This window comes from Aequorivita capsosiphonis DSM 23843 (assembly GCF_000429125.1).
GTDB lineage: Bacteria > Bacteroidota > Bacteroidia > Flavobacteriales > Flavobacteriaceae > Aequorivita > Aequorivita capsosiphonis.
On sequence record NZ_AUBG01000020.1, the window covers coordinates 45,279 to 63,003 of the forward strand.

Annotated in this window: 11 protein-coding genes; 8 read left to right on the plus strand and 3 right to left on the minus strand. The window is 37.8% G+C overall.

All coding sequences use genetic code 11. The features are described 5' to 3' along the window. Positions 1-11 precede the first annotated feature (11 nt). Positions 12-2,369 carry a penicillin-binding protein 1C gene (pbpC, locus tag G440_RS0115260; protein WP_026452112.1) on the plus strand — a complete coding sequence of 786 codons (2,358 nt, stop codon included), beginning with the start codon at positions 12-14 and terminating at the stop codon, positions 2,367-2,369. 230 nt (positions 2,370-2,599) lie between these two features. On the opposite strand, the gene G440_RS0115265 is transcribed toward pbpC, so the two are convergent. Beyond that, positions 2,600-4,090 (minus strand): T9SS type A sorting domain-containing protein, encoded by a 1,491-nt coding sequence (locus G440_RS0115265; RefSeq protein WP_026452113.1) that lies wholly within the window; start codon positions 4,088-4,090, stop codon positions 2,600-2,602. Between the two features lie 342 nt (positions 4,091-4,432). Here G440_RS0115265 and G440_RS0115270 point away from each other — a divergent pair, with 342 nt between their 5' ends. From G440_RS0115270 to G440_RS0115300, 7 genes are all read left to right on the plus strand, one after another. Beyond that, the gene (locus tag G440_RS0115270) at positions 4,433-4,921 is read left to right on the plus strand and encodes a GbsR/MarR family transcriptional regulator (protein ID WP_245574871.1); all 489 of its coding nucleotides are present in this window, start codon (positions 4,433-4,435) and stop codon (positions 4,919-4,921) included. 11 nt (positions 4,922-4,932) lie between these two features. Then, a complete protein-coding gene (locus tag G440_RS0115275; protein ID WP_026452115.1) occupies positions 4,933-6,069 on the plus strand; it encodes an efflux RND transporter periplasmic adaptor subunit in 1,137 nt (378 codons plus the stop codon). A 9-nt stretch (positions 6,070-6,078) separates the two neighbouring features. Next, complete coding sequence (locus G440_RS0115280) at positions 6,079-9,222, plus strand: efflux RND transporter permease subunit (protein ID WP_026452116.1); 3,144 nt, start codon at positions 6,079-6,081, stop codon at positions 9,220-9,222. A gap of 13 nt (positions 9,223-9,235) precedes the next feature. Next, positions 9,236-10,627 (plus strand): efflux transporter outer membrane subunit, encoded by a 1,392-nt coding sequence (locus tag G440_RS0115285; protein ID WP_051285421.1) that lies wholly within the window; start codon positions 9,236-9,238, stop codon positions 10,625-10,627. 121 nt (positions 10,628-10,748) lie between these two features. Further along, positions 10,749-13,250, plus strand: a complete 2,502-nt coding sequence (locus tag G440_RS20080) for a beta-mannosidase (RefSeq protein ID WP_034259684.1) — start codon at positions 10,749-10,751, stop codon at positions 13,248-13,250. Positions 13,251-13,252: 2 nt separating this feature from the next. After that, entirely contained in the window at positions 13,253-15,571 is a 2,319-nt protein-coding gene (locus tag G440_RS0115295; protein ID WP_026452118.1) for a glycoside hydrolase family 20 protein, read from the plus strand. A 212-nt stretch (positions 15,572-15,783) separates the two neighbouring features. Further along, positions 15,784-16,512, plus strand: a complete 729-nt coding sequence (locus G440_RS0115300; protein WP_026452119.1) for a copper homeostasis protein CutC — start codon at positions 15,784-15,786, stop codon at positions 16,510-16,512. A gap of 19 nt (positions 16,513-16,531) precedes the next feature. Here G440_RS0115300 and G440_RS0115305 read toward each other — a convergent pair whose 3' ends face one another. Next, positions 16,532-17,002, minus strand: a complete 471-nt coding sequence (locus G440_RS0115305) for a CYTH domain-containing protein (RefSeq protein ID WP_026452120.1) — start codon at positions 17,000-17,002, stop codon at positions 16,532-16,534. Positions 17,003-17,062: 60 nt separating this feature from the next. Continuing rightward, on the minus strand, positions 17,063-17,710 hold the full coding sequence (locus G440_RS0115310; RefSeq protein ID WP_034259687.1) for an NAD(P)H-binding protein: 648 nt from the start codon (positions 17,708-17,710) through the stop codon (positions 17,063-17,065). Between the last annotated feature and the right edge of the window lie 15 nt (positions 17,711-17,725).

Sequence of the window (17,725 nt, forward strand, 5' to 3'; positions counted from 1 at the left end):
GTGAGAATAGTATGAATAATAAAACCGTCTCTTTTTTAAAAACCCATAAAATAAGACTGAGCATCCTACTGATTTTATTTCTGGCTTGGCTATTCTGTTTGCCCTCTCCATTATTCAACGTTCCCACTGCAACCGTTGCAGAAAGCAGCAGCGGAGAAATGCTCGGCGCGCGAATTGCCGACGATGGCCAATGGCGATTTCCAGAAATGGATTCCGTGCCGGAACGTTTTGAAAAATGTATTCTATATTTTGAGGATGAGCATTTTTATTGGCATCCCGGCTTTAATCCAGTTTCCATTTCCAAGGCACTTTGGAATAATCTTACCACTAAATCACGTCGCGGTGGAAGTACAATAACGCAACAGGTAATCAGACTTTCCCGAGAAAATAAAGGTCGGACGTATTTTGAAAAGCTAATTGAAATCTTTCAGGCCACGAGATTGGAAGTGGGTTATAAAAAGAAATCCATTCTTAATTTATACGCTTCGTATGCACCCTTTGGTGGAAATGTGGTGGGATTGGAAACCGCTTCGTGGCGCTATTTCGGACTTCCAGCCAGTGAATTGAGCTGGGGGCAATCTGCAGCTTTGGCGGTGCTTCCAAATGCGCCATCGCTAATTTTTCCCGGTAAAAATGAAGCTATTCTTAAGAAGAAAAGAGATGTGTTATTGCTAAAACTTTTTCAGAATAAAGTAATTGACAAAACAACTTATCAATTGGCATTGGACGAAAAGCTACCTGGAAAACCACTGCCACTTCCTGAATTCGCGCCACATTTAACTGAAAAAATTAGAAAAGAACATCGCGGGAAACGTATTGAAACCACCATTGATTTTTCGCTTCAACAAAAGCTCAATAATATTGTTAAAGAACATCATTATTTATTGCGTCAAAATCAAATTCATAATATTGCAGTATTGGTGATGGACGTTGATACGCGTGAAGTTTTGGGTTATGTGGGTAATTCCCCAACTAATAGTGAGCATAATAATTATGTCAATATTATCGAGAGATCACGAAGTACGGGAAGTATTCTAAAACCATTTCTTTTTGCATCGGTATTGGATGCTGGAGAGATTCTTCCCAATACATTGGTTGCGGATATTCCCACAACGGTAAATGGTTACAGTCCAGAAAATTTCGACAAGAAGTTTAATGGTGCGGTGCCTGCAAGTTCAGCCTTATCACGTTCCTTGAATATTCCGGCAGTTAGAATGTTACGAGACTTCGGACTTCAACGATTTTATAATATTTTGAAGAAAACCAATCAAAAAGCTATCGATAAGCCTGCAGATTATTACGGCCTGTCGATGATTCTTGGGGGTGCGGAAAGCAGCTTGTGGAATCTAACTAAAGCCTATGCCGGAATGGCTTCAACATTAAATTTCTTCAATACTTCGTCTAGTGAATATCGACAGAATGAATATATGGAACCTATTTATGTGAAAGATTCTGAAGAACTCTCATTTGGAAAAACTAGTCAAAAACCCTCAGTTTGGAATGCTGGAGCCATTTATGAAACTTTCGATGCGATGCAAAACGTAAACCGACCAATGGGTGAAGAAAGCTGGGAATTTTTCAATAGTAGTCAACCTATTGCTTGGAAAACCGGAACAAGTTACGGATTTAAGGATGCCTGGGCCATTGGAGTTACCCCAAAATACGCCATCGGAATTTGGGTAGGAAATGCCAGTGGCGAAGGCCGACCGGGATTAACGGGTTTACAAGCTGCGGCACCTATTTTGTTTGATGTTTTAAATGTGCTACCAAAAAGTGGGTGGTTCCAAATTCCTTATGACGAATTGGTAGAAGCCGAAATTTGTGCCAAAAGCGGACATCTCGCCGGACTTTTTTGCGAAGAAACAAAGATGGAATGGATTCCAAAAAACGGTATTCGAACTGAAGCCTGTCCGTATCATCAAACCGTATTCTTAAACGCTTCAGAAAATCATCGAGTAAATTCTTCCTGTTATCCGCTTTCAGAAATGAAGCAGAAAAATTGGTTTACACTGCCGCCGGTTATGGAATATTATTACGCCTCACTTCATCCAGAATACAAACCTTTACCTCCTTTTGCGCCAGATTGTTTAAAAGCTGGGGAAAGCTTGATGGCGTTTATTTATCCGAAGAAGAATGAAACCGTTTTACTTCCGAAAAACTTTGATGAAAATGTGAATGAAGTGATATTTAAACTTGCACATCGTTCCCCTGAAAATACGGTGTATTGGTATCTGGATTCCGAATATATAGGAAAGACAGAAACCTTCCACGAATTGGCTGTTTCACCTAAACCTGGCAACTATATCTTAACGGTTGTGGACAGCGAAGGAAATGAAATAAAGGAGAAGATTGAGGTTGAAAGGTTATGAAGGTTGGGCTAAAGCCCAATTTAAAATGCTGTCTTTTTAACCCCGGGCTAAAGCCGCGGGGTAATTTTTGAGAGAATATCCCCCAGCTTTAGCTGGGGGATAATTATGATATAAATGAATCGGGCTTTAGCCCAATAGTTAGATTCACTAATCAGTCTTTGACAATTTAGGACAAAAAAAAGAGGCTACCAATTAAGGCAGCCTCTTTATTATGATGAATTCTGAAGGAATTATTTTTTTACAAAACGCACAACGTTTGTTTTGTTTTCAGAATTTAGTTTTAATAGATATGTTCCTTGAGCCAAAGCTGAAACATCAATGTTACCTGATTTTTGAATTTCTGAGGTGTAAACTTTTTTACCTAGAACATCAAAAATTTCAAGTTGATAAGTTGGTGAAGCATCACTTAATTCAACAGTAATTTGTTCGTTTGCAGGATTTGGGTAAAGACGGAATTCTACATTTTGAAAATCTTCAGTTCCTACCATTCCATCATTTAGGAAACGGGTAACCACAAATTCTGATTCGGTTCCGGAAAAAGTATAAAAATCACCAGCCAAGATTATTTTTTCATCTGCCTGAAGTGCAATAGCTCGTCCATAATCTTCAAGACCCACATTGTCTATACTTACCATTCCCTCATCTCCAAAGCTAAAATCTGGGAAACCATCTGTGGTAAATCTAACCATGGCCATTTTATATTCCCCATTAAATGTAGTAGATCCAACTAAAATTGGTTTCTCATCGGCCTGCAAAACCATACCAGAAGTATAATTAGCACCATCTACCAATCGTGCAGTACCCGCACCATCATTTCCATAAGAAGTATCAATACTACCATCCGTATTCAATCTTGCTACAAAAAAATCGTGTCGCTGTTGGGCGTTTGCGATCCATTTATGGCCCGCAATCAAGATTTTTCCATCACTCTGAATGGCAAGACTTTCACCAAAATCGTTCCAGGCACCTACATTAAATATCACCTTCCCATTTATTCCGAAGGAATTATCTGCAGAGCCATCCATATTAAGTCTTGCAGCAGTTACTTGAAAACGATTGTTGCCATTAAGTCCAAAGCCAGAGATTACAATTTTTCCATCATTTTGAACGGCCATATCTGTAGCATAACCCGATGCATTATCAAATGTAAGAACAGACCATCCATCAACACCAAAAGTAGTATCTACGCTACCATCTGCATTAAATTTGGCTACCGTAAAATTTTCATTTCTATAACCAGTCATCAATATTTTACCATCGTCTAATAATGACATTGCTTCTGCCACATCATTTTCTGCCGTGGTGATATAAGAAACTCCGTTTATGCCGAAGGTATCATCAAAACTACCATCTTCATTAAGCCTAACGAGAGCAAAGTTTCCTGAAACATCGTCCCAAGTACGTCCGCCTATAATGATTTTTCCATCGGGTTGTTGTACAAGATCCATAATAAAGGATTTAAGTGGGCCCACATTGAAGCGTAAAGTTCCGGCATCACCGAAAGTCGAATCTAAAGAGCCATCTGTATTGTATCTGGCAATCGTCATCTGATAAGTTGATGGGGTTCCGGCATCACCGGCAACTAAAATTTTTCCATCGGCTTGAACTATGGTAGTTGATACATTATTATACTTTGGGGAGATTGCCGTTGTAACAATTCCATCAGTTCCAAAAGTTGGATCCAAAACGCCAGATTGCGCGTTGGTAATTGTAACTGACATTAAAAATAGAATCAGTAGGGATAAAGTTTGTTCATGTTAAGTTTTTTTAAAATTATTTGTGCGAAGTTATTCCTTTTCTAATCCTATCCTACTAATTTATAGGGTTAAACATATTAAGAATAAAAACCGCCACAAGTTGAATAATTTGGTATTTATAAGAATTTATTAATTAGTAAATACGGAATCTGAGAAAATATCATAAAATTTTAAACAATTCTACCTTTTTAATGTAGATGCTTCCATCTGATAAAAAATAAATTTATTTAACAAACATTTAATATCTGTTTGGTTCGGTATTTTGCGAACCGATAGTATCTTTGCGGCCTGATTAAAATAAATACTTTGGACAGAAAGAACAAATTAATAGAAAAAATGGGAGTGCATCTGGAGCACAAAGAACAATTAGCTCCTTTGGCGGCCCGCATTCTTGCGGATCTCGTTCTTAAAGGAAAAAAGGGAGAGACTTTTGAAAATCTCGTTTGTGACCTCCAGGCAAGTAAAAGTACGATTTTCACACACCTTACCACATTACAAGCTTCCAATAGAATTACCTACTATACAAAACCGGGTGACCGTAAAAAATATTTTATTTTAAGTCCGAATGCCTTAATCCACTCTATGGATGAGATGATACAGAATTGGAATGAGGAGTGCGATATTCACCGAGAGATTGTTAAGTATAAAAAAGAAATAAACGAGAGTTTTCCAGATGATTCTGATGAGAAGTTTGACTTAGACTTTCATCACGAATATTTAAATTACTTGGAACAGGCTACTGGTCTTATGCAAAACCTTCGCACAAAATTAATTGAAAACCATAAAAACGACTAATTACATATAAAATGAAAAAAATACAACTCACTTATTTGCTTCCCAGCTTGATGGGCGTCTGCTTATTATTTGCAAGCTGTGGCAATGATAAAGGTCAAGCACAAGGTCAAGGTGCTCCACAAGCAATGCCATTTCCCGTAGTTACTATACCTTCAGAAACGGTTACTGCTTATGCTACCTATCCAACCAGTTTGGAGGGTATTATAAATAGTGAAGTGCGAGCAAAAGCTTCCGGTTATATTACGAACGTTTTAGTGGACGCAGGTCAAAAGGTAAGAAAGGGACAAACGCTTTTTAAATTAGAGACCCAATCGTTAAGTCAAGACGCCAGTGCCGCACAAGCAAATGTGAATGCTGCACAAGTTGAGGTGGATAAACTAAAACCTTTAGTTGAAAAAAATATTATTAGTAGTGTTCAATTGGAAACGGCCAAGGCAAAATTGGCTCAAGCTCAAAGTGGTTATAATTCAATTGCAGCAAATATTGGATACGCGACTATAAAAAGTCCAGTTGATGGTTATGTAGGTGCAATTCCATTTAGAGAAGGAGCTTTGATTAGCCCTACTTCGCAAGTGCCTTTGACTACTGTGGCAGATATAGATAAAATATATGCTTTCTTTTCTTTAAATGAAAAGGATTACTTGGATTTCATAGAAACTAATGAGGGCGAGACCTTAGAAGATAAAATAAAGAATTTACCAAAAGTTCGTTTGATTCTTGCCAATGGAAGTCTTTATGGTCAAGAAGGAACCATTGAAACTATTAATTCTCAAGTAGATCCTTCTACTGGAACTGTTTCTTTTAGAGCTGTTTTTGATAATCCTAATCATATTCTTTCCAGTGGATACAGTGGAAAAATCCAACTTCCAAAAGTATATACAGATGCAACGGTAGTACCGGCTTCTTCCACTTATGAAAGACAAGGAGTAACTTATGTATATAAGGTTCAGGGTGATACTTTGGCCGTTTCAAATTCCATAAATATTTTGGATCAAGTGGATAATATCATAGTTGTAAAAGACGGTGTGAAACCAGGCGATAAAATTGTTGCCAAAGGCGTTGGAAAATTAAGAGATAAAACACCGATTGTTCCGCAACCAATGGAATTTGACAGTATTGCAAAAGGATTAGAAAAAGTATTCAAATAAGAAGAAACTATGATCAGAAAGTTTATTGAACGACCCGTTCTATCGAGCGTTGTTTCCATTATCATATTAATTTTGGGAGTGTTAGGGATAACTGCCCTACCTACTACTCAATATCCAGAAATTGCCCCGCCTACCGTTCAGGTTTCTGCCACTTATCCTGGTGCAAACGCAGCGACGGTTCTTGAGAGTGTAATTATACCTATTGAAGAACAAATCAATGGTGTTGAAGGGATGACCTATATTACCTCAACTGCCAGTAACAATGGTAGTGCCAGCATCAATGTGTTTTTTGATCAAGATGTAGATCCAGATATTGCAGCGGTGAATGTACAGAACCGTGTGGCACGTGCAAGTGCATTGTTGCCATCAGAGGTAACCCAATCTGGGGTAATTACCCAAAAACAACAGACGAGTGCTTTGATGTTCCTTACGGTGTATTCCGAAAACGAAGATTATGACGGTACGTACATCCAAAACTATTTGAATATCAACGTGCTTCCTGAATTAAAAAGGATTAATGGTGTTGGGGGTGTAAACGTATTTGGAAGTAAGGATTACGCGATGCGTATTTGGCTAAAACCAGAGAAATTGGCCGCCTATAAATTGGAGCCATCAGATATTACTGCCGCGATTAAAGAGCAAAGTAGAGAAGCTGCAGCTGGTTCTTTGGGACAAAATGACGCCCAATCTTTTGAGTATGTACTAACTTATAGTGGTAGATATAAAGAAGCTTCACAATATGAAGATATCGTAATTAAATCTTTAGGAAATGGAAAATTCCTTACTCTTAAAGATGTGGCTGATGTAGAATTGGATGCCCAAAACTATGGTTCTATTTCATATACCAACGGAAATCCAGGTGTAAGTTTGGCTATTTATCAAACTGCCGGTTCGAATGCACAGGAAATTATCCGCACCGTTCACGAGAAGTTTGAAGAGTTAAACAAGGACTTCCCTACAGGAATGAAGTACATTGTAAACTTCGATACCAATGAGTTTTTGGAAGCCTCCATTAGCAAAGTAATTACAACACTTATTGAAGCCTTTATTTTGGTTTTTATAGTGGTATTTATTTTCTTACAGGACTTTAGATCTACCCTAATTCCGGCAATTGCAGTTCCGGTTTCAATTATTGGAACGTTCTTTTTCCTAAACCTTTTTGGATATTCCATTAACTTACTTACACTTTTTGCTCTTGTATTGGCAATTGGTATTGTGGTGGATGACGCCATTGTGGTCGTGGAAGCAGTCCACGCCAAACTCGAGGAAGGGGAGAAAAATGCTTTAAAAGCTACACATTCTGCGATGGATGAGATTACTGGGGCTATTATTTCTATTACTCTAGTGATGGCAGCTGTATTTATTCCGGTAACCTTTATTACAGGGCCCACTGGTGTTTTCTATGAACAGTTTGGGGTCACACTTATTGTCGCAATTGTAATTTCAGCGGTAAACGCACTTACCTTGAGTCCGGCATTATGTGCCATTTTCCTTAAATCGCACGATGAAGAGGTCAAGAAGAAGAATTTGATGGGTAGATTTTTCAGTAAATTTAATACCGCATTTACTGTCACTACCAATAAATACGTAAAATCCTTAGGTTTTTTATATAAGCACAAATGGATTAGCGTGGTTTTCCTTGTAGTATGTGTGGTTGGAATTGTCTGGGCATCCAATACAACTCCAACAGGTTTCGTACCGGATGAGGATAGAGGGCTAATCTTTGCAAATATTGAATTGCCACCAGGAGCTTCTTTAGATAGAACAGTAGCAGCAACGAATGAATTAGGTGAGAAGATAAAAGACATCCCTGGAATTAGTGACTTTTCCCTTGTAAATGGTTTTAGTATTATTAGCGGTTCTGGTAGTAACTACGGGATTAGTTTTATAAAACTTGATAATTGGGCCGATAGAAAGGATGATGACAAATCTGTGGAAGCGATTACGGGAAAACTTTTCCAAGCTGCCGCAACAATTCCTGATGCTAAGATTCTCTTCTTTCAACCGCCGAGTGTTCCAGGTTTTGGAATTTCATCCGGATTTGAAATGAAGGTCTTGGATAGAACAGGAGGTAGTTTTAATGATCTTAGTGCCGCAACACAAACCTATCTGCAGGAACTTATGCAGCGGCCAGAAATTATGTATGCGCAATCTTCCTTCAACACAGATTATCCACAATATGAAATAGATGTTGATATTGATAAAGCGAAAGAGGCAGGAATTAGCGTGAGTTCTATTCTTACGACCTTACAAGGATATATCGGAAGTATTTATGCAGCTGATTTCTCCAGATATGGAAAGCAATACCGCGTCTTTGTTCAAGCATTACCTGAAGATAGAGCTACCGTAGGAAGTTTGAATCAAATGTTTGTGAGAAACGCACAAAACGAAATGGCGCCGATAACAGAATTTATTAGCTTAAAACGAGTTTACGGACCACAATCGGTAACGCGATTCAACCTTTTCAACTCTGCGAGTGTAAACGGGGCAGCGGCTCCTGGGTATTCTTCTGGAGATGCTATTGCCGCGGTGCAGGAGGTAAGTAAAAATTTACCTCAAGAGTATTCTATTGCATTCTCAGGGCTTACACGTGAGGAAATTTCAGCAGGTAATCAAACCACGTTTATTTTTATTCTGGTTATTATATTTGTGTACTTTATTCTAGCTGCACAATATGAAAGTTATCTGATTCCATTTTCAGTAATCCTTTCGGTACCAATTGGGGTTTTTGGTGCCTATGTTGTCACAAAATTCGCTGGGTTGGAAAACAACGTTTTCTTCCAAATTGCCCTCATAATGCTTATAGGACTCCTTGCGAAGAACGCGATTCTTATTGTGGAGTTTGCACTGCAAAGGCGAAGACACGGGTTTACACGTATGGAGGCCGCTTTTGAAGGTGCCAAAGCGAGACTTCGACCTATCTTAATGACATCCCTAGCATTTATTGTAGGATTGTTACCACTAGTATTTGCCTCTGGAATTGGGGCACGAGGTAACAGAGCTATTGGTACGGGTGCCGTTGGTGGTTTGTTGATTGGTACTATATTCGGAGTATTTGTTATTCCTATTCTGTATATCTTTTTTCAATATCTACAGGATAAAATGAACAAAACGCCAGATAAATTGGAAAAAGTAGCTGAAGATGAAAACTAAAAGAAATCATACTATGAAATTTATAAAAGGAGTTGCATTAACTCTAGTCTTCTTGTCGCTTCAATCTTGTTTTGTTGCAAAAGAATACACAAGACCCGAAACGGTTGTTGAATCACAGAATTTCCGAACAGACCAGTTGCCACAAGACAGTTTGTCTATGGCAACAATGTCTTGGAAGGAGATATTTACAGATCCTATTCTTCAAAATTATATAGAAGAAGGCCTTAATAATAATATGGATATTCGCATTGCATTGCAACAAATAGCAATTGCCGAAGCATACGTGAAGCAAGGCAAAGCAGGATATTTTCCTACCTTAAATGGAACCGCAACAGCAGCCCATCAAGAGTTTTCAGCTAGCAGTCAATATGCTGGACAGACTTCTTCAGCAAATCAATTTGAAGTTGCCGGTGGACTTTCTTGGGAAGCAGATATTTGGGGAAAAATACGAAGTACAAAACGCGCTTCAGATGCTACTTATTTGCAATCTGTTGCAGCCCATCAAGCCGTAAAGAGTAGATTGGTAGCAAATATTGCGTCAACCTATTATCAGCTTTTGGCTATAGACGAACAGATTCGCGTTACTGAAGAAACGATAGAAACTCGCTCAAAAGGGTTGGAAACAACAATAGCATTAAAAGACGCTGGTAATGTTACTGAAGTAGGGGTAAAACAAACCGAGGCGCAACTTTATACAGCTCAAGCTATTTTAATAGATTTAAAAACCCAAAGTCGCCTAGTTGAAAATACGTTGTCTATTCTTTTAGGAAGTGCTCCGCATAATATTACCAGAAGTAGTTTAGAAGAGCAAAGTATCGATATTCCGTTGAAAACTGGTTTTCCATCACAATTGTTGAGTAACAGACCTGATGTTATTGCTGCAGAATACAGTTTGGTAAATGCTTTTGAACTTACAAATGTAGCGCGAAGTAGTTTTTATCCTTCGCTTACGCTTAATGCAAATGGCGGATTTCAAAGTTTGGAGTTAGATAAACTTTTTAATGTGAATTCATTATTCGCATCTGTTGTTGGTGGGTTAACACAACCTATTTTCAACAGTAGAAAGATAAGGACGCAGTATGAAGTTTCTCAAGCACAACAGGAACAGGCTTTGTTGCAATTTAAATACGCCTTGTTGGTTGCAGGCAAAGAAGTCTCAGATGCTATGTATTCCATAGAAGCGGCTTCAGAAAAGATAACAGTTAAGGAAAGCGAGAACGACGCCTATAATTTGGCTACAGATTATTCCCAAGAATTATTGGATAATGGTTTGGTAAATTATTTGGAAGTTTTGACCGCTCAAGAACGCGCATTAAGTTCTAACCTAGATTTGGTTGCAGCAAAAAATAATCGCCTACAGGCCATCGTAGATTTATACGAAGCCCTTGGTGGCGGTTGGAGATAGTAACTTTTTTCATTTTGGTTAATTAGTTGGTTGATTGACTGCCTTGGCGTTTTTGCTGAGGCAGTTTTTTTATGTCTATATGTTTTATAGCTACTGAAGACTTATTTCCTATTTTCGTGAAATGAAAAACCTGTCATTTCTACTTATTGTTTTATTAGTTATTTTTATTTCTTGTGAAGAATCTGCCAATGAAACCATTTTACTAAATGATGGCTGGCAATTTTCAGAAATTGAAACCAACGAATGGCAAGCTGCCGAAGTGCCAGGAACAGTTCAAGCAGACCTATTGCGATTGGGTAAAATTCCAAATCCATTTTTGAAAAATAACGAAGACTCCATCCAATGGATTTCAACCAAAAACTGGCAATTCAAAAAGAGCTTTTCTATTTCAGATGAAATTTTAAAAAAGCAAAAACATCTTCTGAATTTTGAAGGATTGGATACCTATGCCAAAGTTTTTTTAAACGACAGCCTTATTCTTTCCGCCAACAACGCTTTCAGAACTTGGGAAGTTGAAGTAAGCAAACTACTAAAACCTGAAAACCAACTTTTGGTGGTTTTCACAAATATCGATTCCGTAGAAAAAGAGAAAGCTTCCGACCTCGATTATAAACTACCGGATGATGCCCGCGTTTTCAGTAGAAAACCACAATATCAATCCGGTTGGGATTGGGGACCGATTATAAAAACAATGGGAATTTGGCGTGAAATTTATCTCACAAGTTACAATGAAGCAAGAATTAATGATGTCTTTCTTCAAACAAAATCCATTTCTGATTCAATTGCTGAGGTTGTTGCCAAGTTTGAAGTAGATGTTTTAGGCGAAGAAGAATTCACTATTAAAATCACCAATAAAAGGACTGGAGAAAGTTTTTCTGAAACCTTTGAAACAACGCCAAATCAAAAGCAATACAAGATTCCCTTCAGCATAAAAAACCCTAAACTTTGGTGGACGCATAATCTAGGCGAAGCATTTCTTTATGACATTCAAGTTGAGTTGATCCATAATGGAACTGTTTTAGAAACCCATTCAAAAAAACTGGGAATTCGATCTATTGAATTGATCACCGAAAAAGATTCCATAGGCGAAAGTTTCTATTTTAAATTAAATGGAAAACCTGTTTATATGAAAGGCGCCAACTACATTCCGCAGGAAATGATGGAAACTAAGCTTAATCGTCAAAAATATGCTGATCTTATCGATGATGCGGTTTTAGCTAATATGAATATGCTTCGCGTTTGGGGCGGTGGGATTTACGAAGATGATTATTTCTATGACTTATGTGATGAAAACGGAATTTTAATCTGGCAGGATTTTATGTTCGCCGGTGGAATGTATCCAGGTGATAAAGCGTTTCTAAGCAACGTAAAGCCTGAAGCGATAGATAATGTAAAACGTCTGCGAAATCACGCGAGTATCGCGCTATGGTGTGGTAACAACGAAATCAGCGAAGGTTGGGCGCGTTGGGGTTGGCAAGATGGAAAAGAGGAAGCTCATAAGGAGGAAATCGCACAAACCTATAAAACCATTTTCAACGAAATATTACCGCAAGTAGTGGATAGTTTAAACCCAAGCATCAATTATTGGGAAAGTTCTCCAAAATACGGTCGTGGCGACAAACGCTACCAATTTGAAGGCGATGCCCACGACTGGTGGGTTTGGCACGATGGCTATCCATTTGAACATTTTGAAGAGGAAGTGCCACGATTTATGAGCGAATTCGGATTTCAATCTTTTCCGGATATTGAAACTATTGAATATGCCACGGGCAGGGATTCTGTTATTATGAATGATTCTCTTTTTGCAAACCATCAAAAACACAAAAGAGGATTTCAAATTATCGACGAATATATGGCGCGGGATTTTCCAGTTCCAAAGAATGGCGAAGATTACGTTTATATGAGCCAAGTTCTACAAGCCTATGGCATCACAAAAGGAATCCACGCCCACCGCAGAGCAAAACCCTATAATATGGGCACGCTTTATTGGCAATTGAATGACCTTTGGCCGGTTGTTTCTTGGTCGAGTATAGACTATTTAGGAAATTGGAAAGCCTTGCATTACCACGTAAAAAAGTCATTTGAAAATGTTTTGATTTCTGCGGAAGAGAAAAATGACTCCCTAGACATTTTTGTCATAAACGATACATTTAAAAGCATATCGGATACACTTTCCATCGAATTGATAGATTTTTATGGAAATCAAATTTTTCAAAAGAAGATCCCAGAAGTAAGTTCTGAAAACAGCAGTGAAATTCTATTTTCACTTCCCTTGAAAAACTTGAAGTTTGACCAAGCAGCAAGTGTTTTAAAAGTGAATTTTGGAGAAAGTGAGTATTTGCATTATTTTGTAAAGCCGAAGGATTTGAAACTCGGCGAAGATGAAGTTGAAGTCGAAGTTCAAGATGAAATTAAAACCGAAATTAAGAAACATATTTTCAAAATCACTCTTTCTTCAAAAACCCTTCAAAAAAACGTATTTCTTAGTGCAGAAAGCGAGGGAAAGTGGAGTGATAATTATTTTGATTTGTTGCCCAACCAACCCAAAACCATTTACTTTTATACCAACAGCACAACCCCACCAAAGTTGCAGTACAAAACCTTAAACCAATTTATAAAATAACGATGCGAAATCTACCTATCCTAATTCTATCGATTTTCTGTTTCAGCGGATATTCACAAACTCAAGAAGTAGTTCTCATTCCAAAACCACAACAAATGGAAGTTCACAACGGAACTTTTATTCTTGATAAAAACACAAGTTTCTTTTTTGAAACTGAATTTGAAATCGCCGGAAACTTCTTTCAGAAATTTCTTCAAAATGGCGCTGGATTTCAGCTTTCTAAGAAATCAAAAAACAAGGCTCAGATAGTTATTGAAAAAGATGCAAGTCAGCCTTCAGAAGGTTATTCTTTAGAAATTTCAGATTCAAAAATTGGTATTAAAGCAAGTGATGCCAGCGGTGCATTTTATGCTATTCAAACTTTAAGACAGTTGCTTCCACCAGAATTGGAAAAACAAAGCCCCCTAACCCCTAATGGGGGAAATAAAAATTTGTCAGTTCCACAATTGACCATTACCGATTTTCCAGAATTCCAATACCGTGGAATGCATTTGGACGTTGCCAGACATTTTTTCGATAAAGAATTCGTAAAGAAGTACATCGCAAATCTCGCGCTTTTAAAAATGAATACGTTTCATTGGCATCTTACGGATGACCAAGGTTGGCGTATCGAAATTAAACAATATCCAGAGTTAACAAAAAAAGGTGCTTTTCGTGAGGAAACACGAATTGGCCATTACGAAGACAAACCAGAAACCTATGACGGCAAGCGCTACGGTGGATTTTATACGCAAGAAGACATAAAGGAAGTAGTTGCTTTTGCCGCCACACAAAACATAACCATCATCCCAGAGATCGAAATGCCAGGTCACGCGCAAGCTGCTATCCATTCGTATCCTGACTTGGGCTGTACTGGCGAGCAGATTCCGGTAGCTACAACTTGGGGCGTATTTGAGGATATTTTTTGCCCGAAGGAAGAAACTTTCACCTTTTTGGAAAATGTTTTAAGTGAAGTTATGCCTTTGTTTCCTGGGGAATATATTCATATTGGCGGCGATGAAGCTCCAAAATTAAGATGGAAAAATTGTGAACATTGTCAACAATTGATAAAGGATAAAAATTTAAAAGATGAAAATGGTTTGCAGAGTTATTTCATCCATAGAATTGAAGAATTTGTAAACAGCAAAGGCAAGAAAATTATAGGCTGGGATGAGATTTTGGAAGGTGGTCTCGCACCAAATGCAACAGTAATGTCTTGGCGCGGAATGCAAGGCGGCATTGATGCTGCCAAGCAAAAACACGATGTGATTATGACGCCGGTTTCCCACGCTTATTTCGATTATTATCAAAGTGAAAATTTGGATGAACCTACAGCAATTGGCGGATTTCTTCCCTTGAAAAAAGTGTATTCGCTAAATCCAATTCCGCACGAATTGACTGAAGAAGAAGGAAAATATATTCTCGGCGCCCAAGCCAATTTATGGACAGAATACATTCCAACCGAAAAACAAGTGGAGTATATGGTTTTTCCGAGAATCCTTGCAATGAGTGAGGTTGTGTGGAGCGGTCCTTCCCAAAATTTTGACAAGGATTATCCCGATTTCTTTTCTCGAGTGGAAGTTTTTATGAAGCGTTTGGATGCTTTGGATATCAATTACGCCAATTATTTATACGAAGTTGAAGGCAAAATCCTGAAAAAAGATGGCAAACCTGCCGGCCGGACAGGCGGGGTTTATTACGAAATGACCACACCTACTAAAGGAAAGGAAATAAGATATTCCCTAAATAATTCTGAACAAAAAAAGTATTCCCAGCCAATTTTAATTGAAAAAGATTCCAAGATTACCGCAAACGTGTTTAAAGATGGCAAAAAATTGGGGCGTGACTTTTCCGAAGCAATAAAATATCACAAAGCAATTACAGGGAAAATTGCAATCAACGTTGAACCAAATCCGGCGTATGCGGCAGGTGGAAAAGAAGCCTTAATCAACGGAATTTCAGGAAGCGACAAACGCTACGGCGATAAGGAATGGTTAGGATTTTGGGGTGATGATTTGGAAATAACAATCGATCTGGGAAAAGACACAGAAGTGAAATCTTTAAAAACCCGATTCTTCAATTCGCCAGGAGTATGGGTTTATTCCCCGAATGAAATGATTGTCTCCTACGAGAATTCCAAAGGAGAAGAAGTTTCCATTTCAACAAAAATAAAAGCTGAAAACGATAATTTAATATACGTGGAGGTAGATTTAGCGAAGAACAAAAATTTGAAACCTAGATATATAAAATTGACCATTCCAAGTTACGGAATGATTCCTGATGGCTTGCAAGGTGCGGGTCATAATGCTTGGACGTTTATAGATGAAATAGTTGTTGAATAATCCAAAACCACTTTAAACCACACTTATTATTTGGATTAGATTTATTTTTCAATAGCCACGGGTTTCAGCGCGTGGTAAAAGAAGCTCTTGACCTTGGCTTTAGCCGAATGATTAGAAATATCCATTTTGGCTAAAGCCTTTTAGTATCTTTACGATCCCCGGGATTATTATTAAAGTTCGAATTATCTAAAGATTTTAGAAAGTTTATGATTATGAAAATTGAAATCTGCGCCAATAGCTTTGCAAGTGCCAAAGCCGCTCAAGATGCGGGAGCTGACCGTATTGAACTTTGCACCGAACTTTCTGTAGGTGGCCTAACTCCTTCCCTTGGATTAATTGAGAAAGTAATTATTGAACTGAATATTCCAATTCACGTTTTGATTAGGCCAAGAAGTGGGAATTTTACCTATTCAGAAGAAGAATTTGATGTGATGTTGAGAGACATTAATTTCTGTAGTGAAATAGGTTGTACAGGAATTGTTAGCGGGGTTTTAGATCATCATCTGGAAGTTGATGTGAAACGCACAGCACAATTGATCAAAGCTGCTAAAGGAATGGAATTTACGTTTCACCGAGCTTTTGATTGGGTTCAAAATCCTTTGGAGGAACTTCAAAAGCTAATGGATTTAAAAGTGGATAGATTGCTATCATCAGGACTTGAATCTAATGCTTTTGAGGGAATTTCACTCTTGAAACAACTGAAAGAACTATCAGAAAGCAAACTTGAAATTATGCCCGGCGGCGGTATTAATATTCAAAATGTCCAAGCTTTTAAAGATGCGGGTTTTACGAGCATCCACTTTTCTGCAACCGATAAAAAGCAAACACTCTATAAAAAACCAAAAGTATTAATGCATAGTGATGCTTTTTTTGAAGAAGGAATCGTCGCTACTTCCAACAAAGAAACAATTCAAAAAGTAATTCAGCTTATATCACAGTGATACTGTCAACTGCAACTGGCTACTGCCACTTATTATATGGCTTCTTGCTTAGATTTGAATTGTAATATTTAATATCTCCCGTAACTTCTTTTCCCAACCATTCCGGTTCCACAAAGGGTTCGTTTTCAGCTTTCAATTCTACTTCGGCAACTATGAGACCATCATTGTTACCCATAAACTCATCCACTTCAAAAATGTGTTCCCCGCTTTGGACTTCGAAACGTGTTTTTTCAATTATTCCAGGCTCACAAAGATGGATAAGCTCTTCGGCTTCAGCAAGTGAAATCTGTTTTTCCCATTCAAATCTTGATAGGCCGGAATTATTTGACTTTCCTTTCACCGTTATAAATCCATCGTTTCCACGAATTCGAATCCGTACCGTGCGTTCAGGATGAGTATTTAAAAACCCCTGAACAATATGAGTTCTCTTAAAAGCTTCACTTTTAAAAGCGTCGGAAGTGACCAAAAATTTTCGTTCTATTTCTTGCATTTTTTTTTATTTTTTAGACCTCACAGAAGTCATTGCGAGGCACGAAGCAATCTAAACCGGTTAGGTCTTAGCAATTTCCTTTATTTTTTCTGAAGTAATTATTTTTTCAGAATACCCTTTTTTTGCTAAAATCTGCATCGCATCAGCAATGGTTTCGCCTTTTATCATCTTGTATTTCTTCGGAATTAAAAACCCGAAAATTTTCATAAAAAATTCAGCTGCATTTTCTCCAAAACGAGATTCTTTTCGATTGCCAACTATTAATGATGGTTGTAAGATATAGGTATTTTCAATATTTCGGCTTAACACATCGCGTTGCATTTCACCTTTTGTTTTATTGTAAAAAACGCTGCTGTTTTCGTCTGCACCCAAGGCTGAAATTGAAATGAAAATTTTGATTCCATTCTCTTTTCCCAGTTTTGCAGCCGTAACAGGAATTCCGTAATCAATCTTTTTATAGACTTCCTTATCGGGAGTTTTTGCTTTTGTGGTTCCTATGCAGCAGAAAACTACATCCGCTGTAAAGACTTCAGAAAATTTTTCCAAATTGAACATATCTATTAGATGTTCTTCAATTTTCGGATTTGTTATTTCAACTGAACTCCGAGAGAATAGTTTTATTTTTTTAAAAGAAGGATCGTTTAAAAGCTTTTCTAAAAGCAAGCTTCCCGTTAATCCGGTTGCACCTAAGATGATTGCTGTTTTCATAGTATAAATATACTA